Here is a 21,395-nt window from a genome sequence, read left to right on the forward strand (position 1 = left end):
TTTTGCTGTTATTAATATCCGTAATAGTTTTGAATCAGTCCCCGGTGGTCGGTAATGACTTTAGAAGGATAGGGACAGAGGTAACGCAGAGGATCGGTAGGCTTTACCGTCTGCTCATTGTTTTGATTGATGAAGCCTCGGAAACTCCAATAGATTTCGCTCGCGGCCTCATACTGTTGCGTCTCCTGATTAAGCACCCGCCATGCAATGGCATACTCTTTCATCTCGTAACCGGCAGGACGCCCTACTTCCGGACCGTATTCATCAATACCTACAATATCAAGAACCTTGCGTTCGGGATGTTCAGAATCTTCCACACTCTGATAGTAGATACGTTCAGGCACTTTATCCACACCCGGAACGGCAGTACCATTGGCAACCAACCCCCAATCAATCATCTGGTTGTAAAGATTGTAAATAACCTCACCGTATTTATTCCAACGGGCGAGGTCGTACTTACGGATTCCTTCACCGCCAAACTCCCACTTGCGTTCGTCCATTATGGCTTGAAAAAAGTCCTGTTCATTGGTGAGCGCGGCTACATAAGCATCTACCTTTTCTGCATGAAGAGAAGAGTCGAACGCACGGCGCCGCACACGTTTCAAAGCTTCCTGAGCATCATCATGCGGGCCATAAAGTTCGTTTACGGCTTCGGCATACATCAGCAGTACATCTGCAAAGCGCATACGTACATTGTTAATTCCCGTATTGGAACCGCTGGTAGCACCCAAAGGAGCCTGCATATAGAGTTTGGACCATTTGGCGGCGCCCATACCTGCAATTCCCATGTCATATTCCTGATTGAGATTTTTGTCGTATTTGTAAGGTACGCAAGTCATGTCACGGCGCAAATCATCTTTATCGAATGAAAATACGTACGTGCCACAAAAGGTTACATAATTACGGGCGCTTCCATACTCATGGCTGCCTTCGGCAATCGTTACGCCAATGTTATAGCCAAAACGGCTGCTTATGCTTTTCAACATAGGTACAGCAAAGATTACATCATCGTTATTAGCAGTTTTCCAGTTACATTCATTCACCCACAAATCTTTAAAGCTCTGGTTCAAATCGTGTTTCCCCTCTTTGATAACCTTGCCTAAGTAGGTTATGGCGATTTGATAATAGTGTTCAAAATTGTCTCCACGTTCCATATAACCCACATTAGCCGGATTATCCTTATCGGCACGCAACGCCCAGCCACCGCGATAAAGAGCAAGCTGCCCTATAAGTGCCTGGCAATATTCGCGTGAAGCGCGCTCTACGCCATAATCCAAATCGGCCGCGTACTTCATCATCGGCTCTGCGGCAATAAGGTCGTCGATAAGAAATTCCAATATCTTATCACGATTGGTTGTACCGCGGCTAAAGAAATCATCGGTAGACCGCGTAGCCTCTGTAACAAACACCACATCTCCCCATGTACGGATCAAATCGAGGTAGAACATGGCACGAAGCGTTTTTACTTCACCATACATTTGCTGTGTTTCGGTAGGTCCGTCTTTTGACACCTCTTCCGACCAAAGGGGAGACTCCTCGACAGATTGCAGGAAGTCATTGGCATAGTTGATTACATAGTACAAATTGTTCCAAGTACTGTTCAGCGTTCCCCAAGTGGGGCGCGAATCGAAACAACCGATATCCGAACCGGCAGAATTGACTGTGCTGTTCTTAAAGGATGACATCTCCACATCGGTATTCGTATTAAGACCGCTTGCAAGGTTACTGCCGTAAAGCCCGTCTTCCGTCATGGAGGAGTAAATGCGGGTCATCAGCGATTTCATTTCTTCCTCAGAGGAGAACACATATTCCGGAGTAAAGCCTGATGCAGGAGTCACATCCAGAAAATCATTGCAGGATGACAAGGAAAGCATAGAACCTGCGATGAATGCATATAATATTTTCTTATTCATTGTTCCTTCTTTTTTAGATTCAATTAAAAGGTTAACTGCGCACCAAAAGTATATGTACGGCTACGCGGATAACGGTTGTTATCGATATTCGGCGTAAGTCCGGTAGCGATGTCCACTTCCGGGTCGTAACCGCTATAACCGGTGATAGTGAACAGATTACTGCCTGCCACATAGAAACGAACTTTATTCAGACCGGCTTTCTTTGTCCACTCCTGAGGTAAAGTATAACCAAGCGTAGCAGAGTTGAGGCGTAAGAACGAACCGTCTTCTACCGCATAGGACATGCTGATAGGCTTACCGATAGAGGTGGGATTCCACATCGTAGCATTCTTATTGAACTCGGCAAGAAGTTCCGGACTGTAACGAATTTCATTACCCATATCATCGAAGTTACGCCAACGCTTGTCCGAAGCTACCTCCATACCGAAATTGTTCTCGTGGTTGTCGGCCCATGTAGTAAGCATCACTTTATTGGCATTGAATACATCAAAGTCATACATGAAGTTGAAGAACATACTGAGGTCAAATCCTTTATATGTGGCGTTCAGGCCAAAACCACCCGAGAACTTCGGAGTAGTATTACCGATAACCGTACGATCCGCTTCTGTCAGTTGATAAGGATTGGAACTGTTCGGGTCTACGGGAGTCAACTTCTTGAACTTGGCATTACCGGGACGCGGAGTGTCTGAAAGCGGGCTTGAATCTACCACACCTTCTTTCAGCTTCCATGTGCGCGATTTGGAATCGAAATATTCAAAGTCTTCCACTTTATAAAAACCGTCATTGACATATCCGTAAATCAAACCGCTGGTTCCGCCTACATAAGCGCGGTAATCGTCAGCGTTCATCACACTCTTATTCCAACCGGAAGTAAGTATCCACTCTTTCTCTCCGCTCGCCAGTTTATCAATCTTATTTTTATTATGACCGATGTTGAAAGTCGCGTTCAACGAGAAATCTTTTGTCTCGACGATGTAAGCATTCAATTGAAGCTCAATACCTTTGTTGGATGTTTGTCCCACATTTGTCATCAGCTTGGTGTAGCCCGTATAGCCGGGGATGTCCGAAGGAACCAACAGGTCTTTCACCGTATTCCAATAGATATCTACCGTACCGCTAAGACGTTCTTTGAAGAAACCGAAATCGAAACCCAAGTTACGGGTAACGGTCGTTTCCCATTTCACATTAGGATTGTAGACGTACTTGGTATTGTAGAACTGATAATAATAGTGGCTCATCTCTCCCCAGCCGGCAGGTGTCTTGCTGCTTACTCCGTAAAGCTTTTGATATAAATCGGCATCAATGCGGTCATTACCGGACGTACCGTAACTCAAACGTAACTTCAAATTGGATATCCATGTAACATCCTGCATAAAGTCCTCGTTAGAAAGACGCCATGCCAATGCTCCTGCGGGGAAAAATCCCCAGCGATTATTGGCTGCGAACTTAGACGAACCGTCGGCACGGAGTGTAAATGTAGCCAGATACTTATCCTTATATCCGTAGTTGATACGACCGAAGAAAGAGGAAATACGTGAAGGAGAATCCGCCTTTGAGGAATTCTCATAAGGCGTACCGAGCGACAAATTGTCAAACGCCTTCTCCGCGGTTGTATTCTCCGGAAAATAACGTGTGGAATACGTTTTCGTAGTTGTTTGCTGGTTCTTGATTTCCTGTCCTAACATCAGGCGGATATCATGCGCATCATCATCTAAAGTAAAATTATAGTTCAAGACGTTGGTCAACTGCCATTTGGTTCCTTGCTTCATCATCCATTCCGCCATGGGTTGGTTGTTGTTGTTCTTGGCATTTTTGGTTCCCATCCCCCAGAACTTACGCTGTTCTTCCGTATTATTTTCAAAACCAAATTCGTTACGCAAAGTCAGCCCTTTCGCAATATCCCATGTCAAGGCTCCCATAGTATTAAGCGATTTATTGATTCGCTTCTTATAGTTCTTCTCGGATTCCTCCTTCGGATTGAAACGTACGATTTCTTCCAATTGGTCGGGATCGAAATAAGTATCGTCTTCGGGTAAAGTCATATATTCGTCCAGCCCTTCGGTAGGAGCCTGGCGCAGAGCATCCAGCAAACTGACACCTTCCGTACCTGAACCGTCCACTTCTTTGTGCAACAGGCGCGTACGGTATTCCATCGTAAGAAACTTGAAAGGCTTGAAGTTAAAGGAAGCATTCAGGTTATTTTGCTTCAATCCATTACCTACCATTACACTGGGTTGGTCTTGATGAATAAACGCCAGTTTATACTTTGCTTTTTCAGTACCTCCGTTTACGCTCAAATCAAGATAAGAAGCCACGGGATGGGTTCCGAACACTTCATCCTGCCAGTCCGTACCGGGATCTCCCTGATAAATATAATGCTCGTAGGCATGACCATATTTATTGTTGAAGTCAGTCGGATTGGAACTTTTCTGACGGGCATTTTCATATTGCATCAGTACAAATTCATAAGGGTCCATCACGTCCAGTTTATTGGAGAGTGTTTTAGTTTGTATATATGTATTCAAGCTGATAGACACACGTCCCTCTGTCGGATTCTTGGTCGATACCAAAATAACGCCATTAGCACCGCGGGCGCCGTAAATAGCGGTAGAAGCAGCATCCTTCAATACCTCGATAGACTCTATATCCGTAGGCGGAACATCATTCAAGCTACTTACTTCGAACCCGTCAAGAATAATCAACGGACTGTTGTCCTGCGTAATAGAGCCACCGCCACGCACCAAAATCTTAACTTCCGCATCCGGTGAACCATCTACTGTCGTTACCTGTACGCCCGGCAGTTTACCTACGATAGCCTCAGCCGCAGAAGTAGTCTGTACTTTCTCCAATATCTTTCCCGATACACTGGAAATAGAACCTGTAAGGTTACCTCTTTTCTGAGTTCCGTAACCGATAACCACCACATCTTCCAGCATACTGGCAGACTCTGTCATGTGTATATTGATGCCCGAAGTACGTCCTTTCAAAGGTTCTTTTACTTCTTCCATACCCACAAAGCTGATTTTCAGAACAGCTTTATCTACATTAGGAACGTTTGCCAACGAAAACTTTCCATCCAAATCCGTAGTACAACCAATTGTTGTACCTTGTACTATTACGGTGGCGCCAATCACAGGTCCGTAATCATCTGTCACCGTACCGGTCACAGTGGCAGTCTGCGCCACAGCACCGACTGCTACCATCAACAGGGTAAATATGCTTATGATTAACTTATTCATTCTTCTAAAGTATTATATATGTCTGTTATTCTTTACTTTCTTTCCATGGGCTGCCCGCCTTGGTTTTGATAATAGACAATGTGTTGCACCAGATTATGGAAGTAAACTTCCAAATTGGAGTAGCGACCGTTAGGGTCTACACTGCTACTGATTACATTTGCATCACTCGGATCTTCAGGATTCAAGCCATAGGCGAGTTCCCAAATATCGGGTATGCCATCATTATCGCTATCCGGCCAGAGATATCCCTTTTTCATCTCTACATAACCGCCCGCGGCATCGCTTGGAGTATCGATGATACCCGGCTTCTTATCAGAGTCCTTCAGAGTTACCAAATTTCCTTTCTCATCCCAATAGGACATTTTAGAACCTTTGCAGGGAGCGCTTCCCGCTCTGACTTCACCTATAATCCGCCGGTCTATTTCATCTCGACGCAAAGAAGCGCCTGCATAGTCCAATACTCTTTCATAGGCAACCTGCGCCGTATGGCTGGTCACTTTACTGAAAGGTTGGTAGTCCGCCATCTTCATAGCCTGCTTTTCTTCATCCGACACACCCTGTTCTACAAGGCTCTTATCAAATTGCGCCCAAACACCGTCCGTCCAATTATCGGAACTAACTTTTGAATTACCCTCTATATAATTGTCGCTAATATAGGCTCTGGCCGTAGGATCGGTAGAAAGGACACGATACGACTTATAGCCCGTACCTGTGGCCGGTCCCGGTTTGTAGTAACAGTTCGTCAAGTTGAATGTAGCATATTTGCCACCATAACTTCCAAAACCGCTCTCACTCCAATTGTAATAAACATTATTACGTACATCGAAATATCCGCAGTAGTCATAAGAGCCTTGAGTTCCCGGTTCCGAGAGATCGGAGATACGTGGGCAACGGCTACCGTGATGCGCCAGCAAAATATGGTGGAAAGTAGTATTGTCACCGCTGAACATAGCGCCATAACCGTGAGCACCCTTGGCATGGTTCGATAAGTTCAGACTCTCACTGGCGATACACCATTGCGCCGTAAAGTTCTGAACTCCATAGAAAGTCAACGTTTCATCCACACTCCAACCGGCTGTTACATGGTCTATGATACCGTTCTTGAAATAACGGCCACCGATAGCATCTTCCGCATAATCGGAGCAAGCGTCACCCGGACGAATACGTAAGAAACGGACGATGGCATTAATACTGTTTCCCGCACCCTTTTCCGGATCTTTAGAAAGATTGAATGAAAAATTGTAATTCTTCAACGTGATACCTTCACCGGGAGCAGTCTGCCCGATAATACTTAAATCGGGATAATCCACCAGATAAATCCCCCGCTTCAGTTCAATCGTACCGTCTACATCAAAAACAATAGTACGAGGACCTTGAATCTGCTCGATACCATAACGTAAGCTACCTTCTATCGGAGTTTCGCCCAAACCGTAATCATCCAGATTCGTCACTTTGTAAAGTACTCCGCCACGTCCGCCTGTAGTGAAACGTCCACCCCCTTCTGCACCGGGGAAAGCAAGGGCTTCAACACTCTTGTCATCACCAATACCGGTATCAGGCTTACCATACTGAAAGATAGTTATGGTCTTATCCAAAATACGCACGGTAGAGGTACGCGGCAGAAAATCTTCATTATCAGCAATCGTCAAAACTATTTCGTTGCTCGTAGACTCTCTTTTGTTATGAGTAATCCAAGCCTCGGAAGGAATAGCATCGAAATTATCTACCGGTTCATCTCCTTCCTGTGTGAAAGGAATTACCAAAGTCCGGCATTTATAAGGAATAGCATATTCATCCTGCTCGATAGCAGCCACACCGTTTACCGCTTCTTGCATCACTTTCAATACACGTTGTAGTTTATACTCACCTACCGTACTGAATACAAGTTCCGTTGTACGTGCATTACCGGTATTCAACGCGACTTTCAGTTTCAGAATCTGTTCGGAGAAGTTACGGGTTACCGGAGTTTCTTCCACAACTTCAATCCAGTCGCACTGTTCATCAATATCCATCTTCCATTCCATATTGGCTACAACTTTGAGCTCTACTTCCGCACCACGGAAAGAAATAGGTTCGGAAGTAAATTCAAACAGAATATCCGGGTCGGAACCTAATTGCTCTATGGCAATCTCTTGCTCCAAGGTAGAGCCTGCACCTGCCATGGTAACCTTAACCTTACCCGTACGTTTGGCTCCGTCTGTATTTTCCGCTACAAACAGGCGAAGTTCATCATTTCCCGTACCATTATTTTTCGACAACGTAAGCCAAGCCTGCTCCGCATCATTGGTGGCCGGTTCTACTACGGTTGCCAACCATTCACCGGTGGCGGTTATATCCACAGTGGAAGAAGTAGCCACATTGGACAGTTTCAGTTCCTTTTTCGATAGTTCCAAGCTATCGGTTCCTACGGCGCCATTCAATTCGCCCTCGTCACTGCATGCTCCTAACAAGCCTGCTAACAGTATGAATAGAAAATATCTCATAGCTTTTATTTGTTTTTCGTTAGTATTCGATTATTTAATCCAATGCGGGTCGCCGATGTTATTCGTATAAATCTCAGAGTTATTATCAGTAATAGTAAAGTCTCTGTTAGCTACATCCCGGAATAGTTCATCCATTCGGAGAACGGTTTGCTTCGGTTTCTCATTTTCTCCCACACCCCAGTTGTTCAATGTAAAGCCGTTGGTGATGTAGTTATTCTCAAATATGCGGGTAATAATCTTTTCATGAATATTAAACCACGTACCTTTTTCACTGTCAACAGCACCACTGAAAAGATTATTTCTCACTGTCAGGCTGCCGTTCGTTATACTCTTAGCACCCAAATCGAAGAAAGTCATACCCGTTTTCATAGCAATAAATGTACAGTTCTCTATTGTAACATTCAAATCACCGGTCATTGCTCCCAATCTTGTAATCAATGCATTATTCAAATCATTAGCATGGAAAGTAGAGTTTCTAAATTCAAAGTTGTGTACCGGAGCATCTCGCTTAGCAAGGCCGAACAAACCACTTTCATTTGAATTCAATCCGAAGAAACGACAATCTTCAATAACAATCTTGTTTACGGTCTGCTTTTGCGCAGCATTCACTTCCTGATACCACATGGTACGTTGCAAGTCGTTTATTTCGCAGTTCTTCCATGAGATAGTCCCGATATGGAATTCCTGGTTCTTAAATTTAAAGAAATCCTGCGCATCCACCTTTATCACCAAGTTCTCGAAGCGGAACGCTTCAATATCATCCGTACTCGATACGCTCAGGCTTGATTTCAGTTCCAATACAGCCAAGTTTTCACCCTCTTTAGGTTCCTGCCCCATAATAGAAAGCCCCTTAGGCATATCATCCAACGTTTTGGCAACAAACTGATAAGTTGTCCCCGCTTTCAGGAAAAGTTTGATGTCTGTTGCAGTTTCATCGTTCTTCAATCTATTGAAGACGTTATTGATATTCTCTCCCGGACTAACGTATGTATATCCCTCCGGCACGCGAATAGGAGCATCCGGATTAATATCTTCTTCTTCCCATTCTTCCGGAGCGATAGTTACCGTATAATCCTGAATAGTCGGTTCATCCGCATTGTTCAATTCGAAAGAAACCGTTGTAAGGTTCTTTGGCAGAATAGGGAAAGTTCCTTCTATCTCTTTGGTCTGTATTACTTGCTGATTTGCGTCCAAATATTCAAAACGGACTGTTACCGCTTCGTTATCCGTATCGGTCTCGAACAATACCAAGTCGTCGGTATAGTTCACACCACCCGTAGAGGTCGCTGTATTGCGTACCACCTCGATAGGCGACTTCACAAACGTGGCATCCGAAATCTTATAGCCGGATATAGGCGTAGAGACGATGGCGCGTATCGTAGAATAACGTTTGTCCGCCTTACGGTCGGTTGCCCGCAAACGGAGCGTACCGGTACGGTTATACATACGAATCTCCAAAGGCTCATTAAAAGGAGAAGCGTACTCCACCGGAGCAGACAAAGCATAGACTTTCTCAGCTTTTGGGTCTTGATTAAGCACTATATCATTCAAATTGCCCGGATGCGGCAACGAATCGGCTTCCGTAGTAGCAACAATACGATATGTACCGTCAGGCAATTGGAAACGGTATAAAGTAGAATAGTTCGCCACATAGCTGCCATCGGCAGCATAAATAAACAGCGGTTTGTTGGATGAGCCTGTATTCAGCGAATAAGCCTCATCATCCAAATACATTTGAATATCCTTCACTACCGAAGAGTTGTATTTACTGTCTTCGGAACAAGCAACTATACCGAGCAGGAGCATCAGTCCCGCCACAGCAGATGATATACTTTTTCTCATATTAGATTTTGCAGGAGTTTAAAGTTCTGTTTCTTCTGTTATATCTTCCCATCCCGTTTCTACCCAATCTTCATTCAGTATTTCCATGTGAACGACCGAACGCTTGGACGACTTAAAAGCAATACCCGTATCAAGCGCACCATTCGTACGGTTCACTTCCACTCCTTCTTTTAAGTAAGTAACATCAACCGACGTACGCGAACCGTTATTCTCCGTGGGGAAGGAATAGACAAAAGCCTCGAAACCGGCGGTACGGTCTGTGCGTACGGTTACATCTTCAAGGACTGCTTTTTCATCCTTCACATTGTAAGCCACGCCTACATTGGTAAATGTTATATCCAATGCGTCAAAATGGGTAATACCGTCCAATTCCTCCGCTGTTTCTTTGGGACTGAACACTGCTTGTCCCATCAATCGCTTCAACTCAATATCGAGTGATTTTACGGAATTGTCCGAAGTAAATCCCATTATCCCGGAAATGTAGACAGGTTTCTGCATATTGTCTTTCTGACGGATAACGGTAGTAGAGAGCTTATCGGCACCGGACACTTCATCAGCATTCGCTACAACAAACGTCTGCAAATTCTCTCCCAAAGGCAAAGGAACCTCAACAGCCCCATGTACCAAAGATTGCGTTTCTCCATAAATAAGAGAATCGGACATATACACATAAATTCCGATTTCGGAGATACCCTCTGCGGCAAATGTCTTAATACTCGATTGGCTGAAACGGACACCAACGGGATGCAGTTCATCTTTCCGAAAAGTGTTACCTTCGTCTTGAGGAAGCTTACCATTATCCCAAATCTCGTCAACTTGCGAGGTACAGGAAAAAAAAGCTAAAAGCGGAATAAATAATAATTTCATTAAACGCTTCATAAGTATTAGTGTTTTATAGTTAATATTCAAAGTTCACAAATAGCAGTTCTAATGCCTGTGCAAATATCCGTAAATGGAAGAAACTATGTGAGTAAGATTTAGTACAAAAAGGGTAAAATCCGGTCTGGCACAAATTAATTACCCGCTCAGAGACATCTCTACGAGCGATTTTAAGTATTTCACAAAATATCAGTCAATATTATTTATGAAGTAAGCAAGTACTCGTTTTATAATGCTGACAGGCACGAATTATATGGAACTTCACGACTATCCTGTCTATAAAACCGTGAACTTCCATATAATTCGTGCCTGTTTAAAAATCATCCGGTAAATACCCGAATATAAAAAATACTTATATCCTGATAAGTTCCTTATAAAGTCGTTGTACCGGCAACCCCATAATATTATAATAACTTCCCGAAATATTCTCCACTCCGATAAAGCCAATCCACTCTTGCACTCCATAGGCGCCGGCTTTATCCATCGGTTGGAACTTATCTATATAATAAGTGATTTCCTCTTCGCTCAGTTTGGAAAAACGAACCTCCGTCTGGGCGGCAAAACTTCGTTGCCATTCCGTTGTAGTAATACAAACACCGGTAAATACTTCGTGAGTACGACCTGACATAGCGCGAAGCATACATAAAGCATCTTCCCTATCCTTAGGTTTTCCAAGTACTTTTCCATCTAACCAGACAATGGTATCGGCCGTTATCATCAATTCACCCGGTTTTAACATATCCCGATAGGCATCCGTTTTTTCTTTCGCTATATAAAGAGGTATATCCGCTCCTTGCAATGTATCAGGATACGATTCGTCTACATCCGGCAAGGTACGCACTTCGTAGTCCACGCCAAGTCCTGCCAACAATTCTTTCCGGCGGGGAGAATTGGAAGCAAGTATAACTTTATATTTTTTGAGATTATCCAACATGACTCTAATAAATTATGAATTGCGAGTTATCAACTGACAGAAATTACCAACCGAAGGCTTTCTCGTCTGCCATCCAAAGACCTTTTACTTTTAAGAACTGCTCTACAATATCCCGTCCGCAGCCATATCCACCCTCTTTGTGGGAAATGTAGCGGGCAACGGATTTTACTTCGGGAGCGGCATCTTTCGGACAACAAGGCAAGCCACAAGTACTCATCACCTCAATGTCAGGAATATCATCACCTACATACAATATTTCTTCATCCCGCAAACCATAACGGTCACGAAAATCATGATAATCATGTATTTTGACGGAAGACCCCATATAGATATTCTCTGCCAATATTCCTAAAGCAAGAAAACGCTTGCGCACCGCTTCCGTACGCCCACCGGTTATAATGGCCAGTGGAATTCCATATTTGGCAGCCAGATGCAATGCATAACCGTCCTTTATATTTACCGTGCGCATCGGCTCACCTTCCGTACTCATCGGGATAACGTTAGCGCTCAATACCCCGTCCACATCAAAAGCGAGCGCTTTTATCTTATTCAAATCATAGTTGATTGTACTCATACCGTTATTCTTTACTCAGAAGTCAGCTGTTTTGTTGATGTATACTTTCGCTAATCAGCCTATACAGTTCTTGCATTCCCGGTTCATCGGAAAGCATCTGCAAGTGATTGTTGATGACATTCTCGTCATACCGTATGGCAGGCCCCGTCTGCGCAAGACGCGGTTCGAGTTCGTGTACTTTGCGGGCAGTCTCGTCTATCAAGGGTAACATCACTTCAAAGGGAAGCTGATATTTCTTCAACAGTTCGGCAGCAAGGGCGTACATATGATTTGTAAAATTACAAGTGAATACCGCCGCCAAATGCAAACTCTTACGCTGTTCGGAAGTTGCCTCATAGACTTTCTCGGAAAGTACGGAAGCAATATCTTTCAAAGTCTGAGTATCTGCCGCAGAATTGCTTTCCACAAAAACCGGTATCTGCCGGAAATCGACAGTACGTTGTTTGCTGAATGTCTGCATAGGATAGAACACACCATATCGGTTTACCTTACCCACCCAAACGTCCATCGGAATACTACCGGCAGTGTGTACCCATAAGGCATCTTCCTTGCCGGCAACTATCTCCGGCAACAACTGTACAAACGCCGCATCTTTCAGAGAAACAATATAAAGTTGGGCATCTGTCGCCACAGACGACAAATCGGTAGTATAGGCGGCCTCCACAACCTGTGCCAATGTCCGTGCCGACTCTTCCGTACGGCTGTATATCTGCACGATACGGAATCCTTTATAATAAAGCGTCTTTGCCAAATTCGTCGCCAGATTACCGGCTCCGATAAATACGATAGATGTATCTTCTATGCTTCTCTTCATTTTATCTTGTAGATACCAAATATAAAATACCGCCTACAACCAATAACGCCACCGGCAACAAATAAGCCGACATAGTACCAAGCAGAGCCGTTATCAATCCGAAATTCAATATCAACCACAAACCTATCAGCACCAATCCCACTGACTTATCATGCTTGAATAATAAGAAGATGATTGCCGTATAAAGCAGAAAGTTATCCCTGTTCATCACCCACGACAAACCCAATGTAGAAAAATGCAGCAACTTGTCTACCAGATAAAGCACACCGAACACAATCAACGTGATAGCCGTAGCCTTATATGTGTCTTTGTTATTGTTTGCTTTTGCCGCGCTCACCTTTATTTCCCTCCATATTTATTAAGGTGAATCTTTTCCCATTGCAGATTGTCTTCATTGAAAGGTTTGCGCTCCATTCCTTTATGACCGATCGCTATTATACTGAGGGCTTGCAATTGCAAGGGTATATCAAGTACGTCATGTACATATTCATTGGAAGACATTCCGGATGCGGTAAAACGTTCGCGAAGCTGTACCCAGCAACTTCCCAACCCCATATCTTCCGCCTGAAGCTGCAGATAAATAGAAGCGATAGAAGCATCTTCTATCCAAACGTCACTTGCCAGCGGATCGGCAGTTACAACCACTGCCAATGCCGCATCCGCAATGAATTGTGAAGCCTGCTCTTTACAGAAAGATAGTTTTTTCAATGTTTCCTTATCATCCACCACGATAAACTGCCATGCATTACTGCGTTTAGAAGTAGGCGCCATCAGCGCGGCTTTCATCAGTGTAACCACCTGTTCTTGTGTCAATTCCTCTTCCGTAAACTTCCGCATGCTACGGCGTTTTTTTATCAATTCACTAAAACTTTCCATATATGTATATCGTTTAGAAATGAATACTTTGTTGTTAAGCAATGCAAAGATACAAGATTATTTTTTTAAATTTGCAGCAATGCCCTTGAAACTGACTACATATTACCAGGGGAGCCGGGTGCCCGAACTGCCGGGCACCAATACATTCCATTCCACGGAGCTGTTTCGCATCTACGAAGCAACTCCGGGATATACTCCTTTGCTTATTGTAGCATCGGAAGGCGGAGTGCCCGTAGCCAAACTACTTGCCGCCATACGAAAAAGCGTACGTCTGTTCCCACCCTCTATTATCAAGCGATGCGAAGTATACGGCACAGGAGAATATTTTGATGAAACCATCGACAGGGAAGCTGTTTTTAGTGATATGCTACAACGCCTCACAGACGAAGCTCTGCGGGAAGCCTTTCTTATCGAGTTCCGTAATCTGGATAATTCGCTATCCGGTTATAAAGTATTCCGTAAGAACCGATACTTTGCCGTTAATTGGCTACGCGTACGCAACTCACTGCATAACGTGGAGCAAGCGGAAGTCCGTTTCAGCCCCTCGCGTATCCGCCAAATCAAAAAAGGACTGAAAAACGGGGCAAAGGTAAAGGAAGCGCATACTCCGGAAGAAATCCACGCTTTTGCCAAAATGCTGCATCACAACTACTCCGCCAAGATACGGCGACACTTCCCCAGCATGGACTTTTTTCAGCAGTTGGAAAAACAAATGACACAGAGCCGGCAAAGCCGTATTTTTATTGTAACCTATAAAGACAAGATTATCGGTGGAAGCGCCTGCATCTATTCCGATGACAGCGCATACCTATGGTTCTCCGGCGGCATGCGCAAGACATACGCTTTGCAATATCCCGGAATTCTTGCCGTGTGGCAGGCATTACGCGATGCGAAAGAGCGCGGCTACCGCCATCTTGAATTTATGGATGTAGGGCTGCCTTTCCGCAGACATGGCTATCGGGAGTTTGTACTTCGCTTCGGCGGGAAACAAATCAGCACCCGTCGTTGGTTCCGTTTTCGGTGGGAATGGCTGAACAGGGTGCTGATAAAGATGTATGAATAAATAATAACAGACTTTATTTCTAAATTATCACGTATAAAAAATAAGCGGATATAAAAACATATCCGCTTATTCTATATAACTCAATAAAGAGTTTACTTCTTAGTCATTGTTGCAGTTTTGGCTTCTACGTTCAGTACTATTTCGTAAGTTCCGGCAGTAACTGTTATATTTCCACCACCATCAGTTAAAGCACTTAAATCACCACCTAAGTCGCCTTTACTCCAATCTCCATCTTTACGGAATTTCATTCCACCATCTTTTAAAGTAACGGTGATAGACCACAGTTTTGTTTCCGGATCATAATCCATTACTGTTCCTGCACTCCATTCACCAGGGGTAGCATCACCAATCACTTCCCAACCTGCCTTAGTTATAGTACCGGTCAAATTCTTTGTATCCAAATCCATACGGAAATTACCACTTCTATCCATTTTAATTTTATCGCCGGCATTCTTCTGTATGTTGAATGTTCCTTTGGAACCATCTTCTTCCCACTTGATTTCACCATTTATACCATAATACACATCTGTATCTTCATAAAAATTAAATGATTTATCTTTATAAAGAACAAATGTTCCAGTATAGATATAATCCAAACCCGGTGATTGAATCTTCAAGCAATCATCTGCAGAAGCATCCGCCGTTCCATCTTTCTGATAATCTCCTGGCAGATAAATAAATTCTGTAGAAGGAACAAAGTCAACAGCTTCCAAAGTATACGAGTATTTACCAACTTCCGTTAAGTTCAAAGTAACCAAATAAGTCTGATCCTCTTCCGCTATCACCTTTATATTTTCCTCACCGCCAAGCACACCACCATCATTATTGGTGTTAGTAGTAGCTATTCCATACCATTGTTCGGGATCTGCTCTAAATTTAAATTCCTTTCCAGCCAGTAACTTAATGACCTTCGACCACAAACGGGTCTCCGAATTATAATCCAATTTGGTCATTTCCCCCCAACCTTTAGGAGTGGCATCTCCGGCTACTCCCCACAGAACAGGGTTTGCAGACTGAGTTACTTCGCCTTCCACTACACTGATTTGATAAAATCCTTTCTTGGCAACAGTCTGACCTTCACCCAAAACTTCATATGTTTTTCCGTCTAATACCTTATATATCAAGTTATCCTCTTCAAAATTAACCCAACCTTCATATTTACCATCACCATTCACATCGCCAATCATATAAGCTGTTGCCCAGTTCCAATCGGCATTAGCGGCAGCTTTCGTTACGGCAGGTTTATAAACAGCAACATAAGCATAATCCCAATCTATATTCACCGTTCTCGGGTCATAAGGAGTTGCCTTAAATTTAATGACATTACCAGCCACGCTATCCAACTTTCCTTCATAAGCGGAGTAATCTAATGAAATAGCCAGTTCACCCTTTTGCCCGGGATATACATTCAGGTCATTCATCAAAAGGTTAATATTTTCATTGGTAAGACTCAATTCATTGGCGCTGGTTGTTCCTAATTCCACACTTTTCTCATTGGCAAGATTAGTAAGCATTACTGTATAAGAGGTAGATGCCTGAAAGCCATAATCCGTAGGTGTCCATTTAACAGTAAACGGCTCGGACGCATTATCCGCAGTAAACACATAATCACTTTTGGGAAGTTCCTGAAGTATCGCATTCGCCTTAACACTAAGCACCGGAGTTGCATCATCTTCACAAGATGTCAATCCCACAAGTCCCAGTAATAAAGTATATAAATATATCTTTTTCATAATTTGTTCTTTATATATAGGTTATTTCTGATAACCAGGATTTTGTACTAAGTTTGTATTAGAGCCGATTTCATCAGAAGGCAACGGGTAAATCTTCAGATAATCACCTACCGAAATACCTTCAGCGGCGCCACCTTTCCACGGCCATAAATAACTGTCGCCAGTAAACACATCAAAACGAATCAAATCCGTACGTCTTTGCGCCTCGAAGAAAAACTCACGTCCACGTTCATCCAGCAATAAATCCAAAGTCAAGTCTGAATCGCTAATTGTAGCTGCAGCATCCTGATCATAAGCACGTTTACGCAAATCGTTTATATATCCCAAAGCCGTAGTACGACTTCCGCCTGTTCCGCCACGTAACACGGCCTCTGCATAATTCAGATAGATTTCTCCTAAACGGAATAGCGGGAAATCCGTATACGCCTCTTTAGACGGCGGCAATGTTCCATCTTTATACTTATTATAATATTTGGCTACCGGAATACCATTATTTAAGAATTCCGTCTGGTTCACAATCTCAATATTGGTAGTCAGTTCTGTATGCAACATAGATTTACGCATATCTTTCTCCGAAGCATTTTCTTTTTCAAAAAGCCTCAACAAAGAAGATTTAGCACGAACACCCTGCCAAGCATCCTTACCATTGACTTCATCCTTTAAATCGGCTGCTCCCCAGTTAATGAAAGCCGTCATTCCACCCCATGTCATTGTCTGATCTCCCTCGTAACGAACCGGGAAAATCATTTCTACCGAGTGGTCATTATCTGCGCAGAATATAGCTTTATATTCTGGATCTAAGGTGTACCCCGAAGCAATAACTTTCTTACAAGCATCTATACATTCCGTATATTTCTCTTGCCCGATATATACTTTCGCATTCAAATACAAACGTGAGAGTAAACTCCAGGCAGCCGCTTTATTAGCATGACCATACTGTTGGGAATATCCAACAACCGGATCCAGCATATCGTCGACGCATTCCGTCAATTCCGTTTCAATGAAATCATACAGTTCCTGTGGAGTAACCTGACTTGGAAGCACTTTCTCGCCAATAGCGCTATCTTCCGTAACCAAAGGTACATTACGATATAAATCAAGCAAATACCAGTAATTCAAAGCACGCAAGAATCTTGCTTCGGCACGATACTCCTTCATTTTATCCACTAAGGCTGCATCGCAACGGCGTTCAGCCAGCTTTTCATCTGTAGTTTCACGCAAAAAAGCATTCGACAGATTTATTTGATAGAATAAGCGATAATAAGAACCTTTAATCCATGGACTGTCCGCTCCCCATGAAACCTGATTAAAACCGGGAATACCCGGGTCACTCCATGCACAATGTGCCATATCGGTGGGAAGTTCCTGCATATTCCAAAGTACACGCAAGAAAGAAGCCTGGCTACCACCATCAATACCGGCTACATCTTGATCGGAGTCACCACCTTTATTACCACCGATTGCCATACCGGCATATATCTTTGCCAAACTCTCAACATAAGTTATTTCTTCATTACCGAACACATTGTCGGAAGTCTGCTCTGTAGGAGACAAAGGAACAGTGTCCAAATCTCCGATACATGAGGTTCCTGACAGCATCAGACTAACCAACGTCGCTGAAATATAATATTTATACTTTAATGTTCTCATAATATTCTTCTATTAAAAATTAAGGTTAAGTCCAATCATAAACACGCGAGGACGCGGATAAATATTATTATCAATACCTTCACCGCTAATTTCCGGATCAATACCGTCATACTTAGTGATAACAAACGGATTCTGTACCGTTGCATAAACACGGGCACTCTGACGATTATTGAACAATTTATTAAACGTATATCCCAAAGAGATGTTATCCATTCTCAGGAATGAAGCGTTCTGAACATAATAGCTGGAACGACGACGGGCATCTTTAAAGTCCGTATAAGTAGCGCTTGTTACACGATTCTTCAAAAATCCCGTATTATCGAACATTTCCGAACCACCCCATGACTCACGGTTTGATTGTACATTGTTATAAGCATAGTTGCCAATACTTGCGCGCAAAGCAAAGGAGAAATCCCAATTCTTATAGGAAAGTTGAGAGGTCAATCCCATGAATACATCCGGAGCAGACTTTTTATAAGCGATTAAGTCTCCGTCATTATCTTTCTCTCCTACTTTTCCGTCACCGTTATGGTCTACGTAAGCACCTTCGATAGGTTTACCATTCTGGTCATAAATCTGTTCAAACACATAAAATGAGTTATACGGATTATTAACAGCATTAATCATTACATTATATCCTGTACCACCATCAATACCACCATGAATAACACCCACATAGTTAGGATCATCATTGATAGTCATCTTTGTAATTTCATTTTTATTGTAAGAGATGTTATAGCCTATTGTCCACTTCCAGTCTTTCGTAGTAATGGCATGTGCGTTTATTGTAAATTCCACACCTTTATTTTCCAATGTACCTACATTGGTCAGCAACTGGTTACTGAAATTTGTTCCGGCGGCGATAGCTACCGTATTCAGCAAATCCTCTGTTTTACGATAATAGAAATCCAAAGCACCGGTAATACGTCCATTCAAGAAACCGTAATCAATACCTGCATTCCAAGTAGTAGTTTCTTCCCACTTCAGATTCTTATCATATGCCAATGGAGCAATCAGACTATATTGAGTATCACCGAAGAAGTAACTTGCACCGGCCTTACTATCCATATAACGTGGTAAATAAGGATAATCGCCATTATCCAAATTCTGCTGACCTGTTACACCATAGCCCAAACGCAACTTCAAATCGGACAAGAAATCAAACTTTTTCATAAAGGTTTCCTCATTAATCTTCCAAGCCAAAGCCACAGACGGGAAAAGTCCCCAACGATTATCCTTGTTAAATCGGGAAGAACCATCCTCACGCAATGTGAATGTCAACAAGTAACGATTCATTAAAGAATAGTTCAAACGTCCGAAGAACGAAACCAAGTAATTTTCAGTTTCATAACTGTCACCATCTTTATATTCTTTCTTTCCTTCTATTTCAGCTTGTGCCGCAGAATAAGGATAAGAATTTTTTTCGCTTTTGTAGAAGTGTTGCCATGAATAACCGGCCATCACATCTATATTATGTATTCCAAAATCTTTTGCATAATTCAAATAGAAATCCAGCAATAAGTTACGCTTCAACTGACTGTAATGAGAGTTATCCCCCCACCCTTGTTTGTAGTTACCACTACACCAAGTCATGGGAGAATTATCTTCGATAATAACATCACCTTTACTCTTTGAGATATCATAACCCAAATTCAAGTTGGCACGGAGTTCCGGCAGGAAATGCATCTTATAATCAATCTGCGCATTACCGATACTTCTATATACGGTAGACTCATCATGTTTTTGTTCGAGCATAGCAACCGGATTAGCCAATGCAATACCAATAGGTTTATTATCGGAAGCCATAGCCATATAATAACCGTTACCATAATCGGAATTTGACATGTACACCGGTTGTGTAGGATCGTATTGAGTAGCCAGACCGATTGCAGCCTTATCTGCAAAACGATTTGTATTATACACACCTTTCACATTCAAATTAATATTCAACTTCTTATCAAAGAAAGTCGGATTCAAATTAATTGCACCGGTCAGACGTTGCAGATTAGAGGTTTTCAAGATACCATTTTCATTTGTATATGCAACAGATACACGGTAAGGCATATTAGGAATAGAGCCTGAAACGCTTACATTATGATCGGTACTGAAAGCTGTACGGAAAATCTCATCCTGCCAATCTGTAGAAGCTTTTCCCAAAGCTGCGTATTGGTTACTTTCCTTTCCGTATTTATCCTCTACAAAAGCACGGAACTCATCAGCACCCATTACATCAACAGTCTTTGTTTTCGTACTAATGGAAAATGAACCGTTATAAGAAACTCTCGGTTTGCCGGACTGTCCTTTTTTCGTAGTAATAATAATAACGCCATTGGATGCACGCGAACCATAAATAGCCGTTGAAGAGGCATCCTTTAGAATAGTAAATGTCTCAATATCATTAGGGTGTATAGTAGCCAACGGATTTGACATACCATTCACCCCCTCATTATCCACAGGTACGCCATCAATTACAATCAACGGATCGTTGCTGGCTGACATTGATGAACCGCCGCGTACACGAATCGTAGCGCTGGCTCCCGGAGCACCGCCATCGGTAATGACACTTACACCGGCAGCTTTACCAACCAAAAGGTCGGAAGCAGAAGTTGCAGCACCCTTTACCATCTTTTCTGCGTCGATTGCTGTTACCGAACCTGTCAGGTCATTTTTCTTCACCGAACCGTATCCGATTACAACTACCGCATCCAATAATTGCGAATCATCTTCCATTGTCACTACTACAGAAGGAGCCGCAAGTACTTCCTGACTTTTATAACCGATAAAAGAAACTACCAAAGTAGCTCCCTTGGGAACCGTTAACGTAAAATTACCATCCAAATCCGTAATAGTACCGTTTGTGGTATTTCCTTTTTCCACGACATTAGCACCAATCACACCACCTAAAGCATCTTTCACATGCCCTTTCACCGTGATGTTCTGTGCATAAGCGCCAACTGACAAGAATAGCCCTAATAACAAGGGAAGAATCGTTCGATAGATTCTAAGATTAACTTGCTTCATGCATTCAAAAATTAAAGTTAACAATATTAATTATCTATAGTATATTCAAAAAACGTTTCAGTATATTAACATTATTGCAGAACGTACTTCAAATACTTTATTATGATACAACAAATGTATGCCATATTATCGAGTAAGAAACACAGATGCTACAAAAAGTGCAGCAAGAAGAATGCAAACGATTGCATCATATTTGCGGTCTGATACGCAGTGACAGCGAACAAAAAGAAGGGAATAGCTGTTGCAAGCCATAAAAGGAAATACCCCAACAATAATATAAAAACCGTCTTACTCCGGATTCGGTTGACAATTCCAATAATCAACTAAATCCGGGATAAGACGGTTTTGCCTGCACTCGAATACTGTTTATTCCC

14 protein-coding genes are annotated in these 21,395 nt (G+C 42.8%); 1 reads left to right on the forward strand and 13 read right to left on the reverse strand.

Annotated elements, in window-relative coordinates; translation table 11 throughout:
* Positions 1 to 11: 11 nt before the first annotated feature.
* The 10 genes from BUB52_RS02570 to BUB52_RS02615 all read right to left on the reverse strand — a co-directional run bounded on the left by BUB52_RS02570 (position 12) and on the right by BUB52_RS02615 (position 13,554).
* The gene (locus BUB52_RS02570; protein ID WP_009122404.1) at positions 12 to 1,913 is read right to left on the reverse strand and encodes a RagB/SusD family nutrient uptake outer membrane protein; all 1,902 of its coding nucleotides are present in this window, start codon (positions 1,911 to 1,913) and stop codon (positions 12 to 14) included.
* A 23-nt stretch (positions 1,914 to 1,936) separates the two neighbouring features.
* Positions 1,937 to 5,152, reverse strand: a complete 3,216-nt coding sequence (locus tag BUB52_RS02575) for a SusC/RagA family TonB-linked outer membrane protein (protein WP_009122405.1) — start codon at positions 5,150 to 5,152, stop codon at positions 1,937 to 1,939.
* 32 nt (positions 5,153 to 5,184) lie between these two features.
* Positions 5,185 to 7,635 (reverse strand): BACON domain-containing protein, encoded by a 2,451-nt coding sequence (locus BUB52_RS02580; RefSeq protein WP_009122406.1) that lies wholly within the window; start codon positions 7,633 to 7,635, stop codon positions 5,185 to 5,187.
* Positions 7,636 to 7,665: 30 nt separating this feature from the next.
* Positions 7,666 to 9,477: a DUF5123 domain-containing protein gene (locus tag BUB52_RS02585; protein ID WP_009122407.1), complete on the reverse strand. Its 1,812-nt coding sequence runs from the start codon at positions 9,475 to 9,477 to the stop codon at positions 7,666 to 7,668.
* A gap of 18 nt (positions 9,478 to 9,495) precedes the next feature.
* Positions 9,496 to 10,356 (reverse strand): hypothetical protein, encoded by an 861-nt coding sequence (locus tag BUB52_RS02590; RefSeq protein ID WP_009122408.1) that lies wholly within the window; start codon positions 10,354 to 10,356, stop codon positions 9,496 to 9,498.
* Positions 10,357 to 10,708: 352 nt separating this feature from the next.
* A complete protein-coding gene (locus BUB52_RS02595) occupies positions 10,709 to 11,290 on the reverse strand; it encodes a Maf-like protein (RefSeq protein ID WP_009122409.1) in 582 nt (193 codons plus the stop codon).
* 43 nt (positions 11,291 to 11,333) lie between these two features.
* On the reverse strand, positions 11,334 to 11,864 hold the full coding sequence (locus tag BUB52_RS02600) for a KdsC family phosphatase (protein ID WP_009122410.1): 531 nt from the start codon (positions 11,862 to 11,864) through the stop codon (positions 11,334 to 11,336).
* A gap of 22 nt (positions 11,865 to 11,886) precedes the next feature.
* The gene (locus tag BUB52_RS02605; protein ID WP_009122411.1) at positions 11,887 to 12,678 is read right to left on the reverse strand and encodes a Rossmann-like and DUF2520 domain-containing protein; all 792 of its coding nucleotides are present in this window, start codon (positions 12,676 to 12,678) and stop codon (positions 11,887 to 11,889) included.
* A 1-nt stretch (position 12,679) separates the two neighbouring features.
* A complete protein-coding gene (locus BUB52_RS02610) occupies positions 12,680 to 13,015 on the reverse strand; it encodes a hypothetical protein (RefSeq protein WP_009122412.1) in 336 nt (111 codons plus the stop codon).
* A 2-nt stretch (positions 13,016 to 13,017) separates the two neighbouring features.
* Positions 13,018 to 13,554: a nitroreductase family protein gene (locus BUB52_RS02615; RefSeq protein WP_009122413.1), complete on the reverse strand. Its 537-nt coding sequence runs from the start codon at positions 13,552 to 13,554 to the stop codon at positions 13,018 to 13,020.
* A gap of 79 nt (positions 13,555 to 13,633) precedes the next feature.
* Here BUB52_RS02615 and BUB52_RS02620 point away from each other — a divergent pair, with 79 nt between their 5' ends.
* Entirely contained in the window at positions 13,634 to 14,617 is a 984-nt protein-coding gene (locus BUB52_RS02620; RefSeq protein WP_022219186.1) for a GNAT family N-acetyltransferase, read from the forward strand.
* 92 nt (positions 14,618 to 14,709) lie between these two features.
* On the opposite strand, the gene BUB52_RS02625 is transcribed toward BUB52_RS02620, so the two are convergent.
* From BUB52_RS02625 to BUB52_RS02635, 3 genes are read right to left on the reverse strand one after another with little or no spacing between them, the layout of a single operon-like run.
* On the reverse strand, positions 14,710 to 16,350 hold the full coding sequence (locus BUB52_RS02625) for a SusE domain-containing protein (protein ID WP_009122415.1): 1,641 nt from the start codon (positions 16,348 to 16,350) through the stop codon (positions 14,710 to 14,712).
* 21 nt (positions 16,351 to 16,371) lie between these two features.
* Positions 16,372 to 18,000, reverse strand: a complete 1,629-nt coding sequence (locus BUB52_RS02630; protein ID WP_009122416.1) for a RagB/SusD family nutrient uptake outer membrane protein — start codon at positions 17,998 to 18,000, stop codon at positions 16,372 to 16,374.
* A 12-nt stretch (positions 18,001 to 18,012) separates the two neighbouring features.
* Positions 18,013 to 21,021: a SusC/RagA family TonB-linked outer membrane protein gene (locus BUB52_RS02635; RefSeq protein ID WP_009122417.1), complete on the reverse strand. Its 3,009-nt coding sequence runs from the start codon at positions 21,019 to 21,021 to the stop codon at positions 18,013 to 18,015.
* Between the last annotated feature and the right edge of the window lie 374 nt (positions 21,022 to 21,395).

The organism is Bacteroides clarus YIT 12056, assembly GCF_900129655.1.
Lineage (GTDB): Bacteria > Bacteroidota > Bacteroidia > Bacteroidales > Bacteroidaceae > Bacteroides > Bacteroides clarus.

What these genes read in the sequence shown, in the direction of transcription:
- BUB52_RS02570 (WP_009122404.1), bottom strand. Translation starts at nt 1,913, where the DNA reads ATGAATAAGAAAATATTATATGCATTCATCGCAGGTTCTATGCTTTCC.
- BUB52_RS02575 (WP_009122405.1), bottom strand. Translation starts at nt 5,152, where the DNA reads ATGAATAAGTTAATCATAAGCATATTTACCCTGTTGATGGTAGCAGTC.
- BUB52_RS02580 (WP_009122406.1), bottom strand. Translation starts at nt 7,635, where the DNA reads ATGAGATATTTTCTATTCATACTGTTAGCAGGCTTGTTAGGAGCATGC.
- BUB52_RS02585 (WP_009122407.1), bottom strand. Translation starts at nt 9,477, where the DNA reads ATGAGAAAAAGTATATCATCTGCTGTGGCGGGACTGATGCTCCTGCTC.
- BUB52_RS02590 (WP_009122408.1), bottom strand. Translation starts at nt 10,356, where the DNA reads ATGAAGCGTTTAATGAAATTATTATTTATTCCGCTTTTAGCTTTTTTT.
- BUB52_RS02595 (WP_009122409.1), bottom strand. Translation starts at nt 11,290, where the DNA reads ATGTTGGATAATCTCAAAAAATATAAAGTTATACTTGCTTCCAATTCT.
- BUB52_RS02600 (WP_009122410.1), bottom strand. Translation starts at nt 11,864, where the DNA reads ATGAGTACAATCAACTATGATTTGAATAAGATAAAAGCGCTCGCTTTT.
- BUB52_RS02605 (WP_009122411.1), bottom strand. Translation starts at nt 12,678, where the DNA reads ATGAAGAGAAGCATAGAAGATACATCTATCGTATTTATCGGAGCCGGT.
- BUB52_RS02615 (WP_009122413.1), bottom strand. Translation starts at nt 13,554, where the DNA reads ATGGAAAGTTTTAGTGAATTGATAAAAAAACGCCGTAGCATGCGGAAG.
- BUB52_RS02620 (WP_022219186.1), top strand. Translation starts at nt 13,634, where the DNA reads ATGCCCTTGAAACTGACTACATATTACCAGGGGAGCCGGGTGCCCGAA.
- BUB52_RS02625 (WP_009122415.1), bottom strand. Translation starts at nt 16,350, where the DNA reads ATGAAAAAGATATATTTATATACTTTATTACTGGGACTTGTGGGATTG.
- BUB52_RS02630 (WP_009122416.1), bottom strand. Translation starts at nt 18,000, where the DNA reads ATGAGAACATTAAAGTATAAATATTATATTTCAGCGACGTTGGTTAGT.
- BUB52_RS02635 (WP_009122417.1), bottom strand. Translation starts at nt 21,021, where the DNA reads ATGAAGCAAGTTAATCTTAGAATCTATCGAACGATTCTTCCCTTGTTA.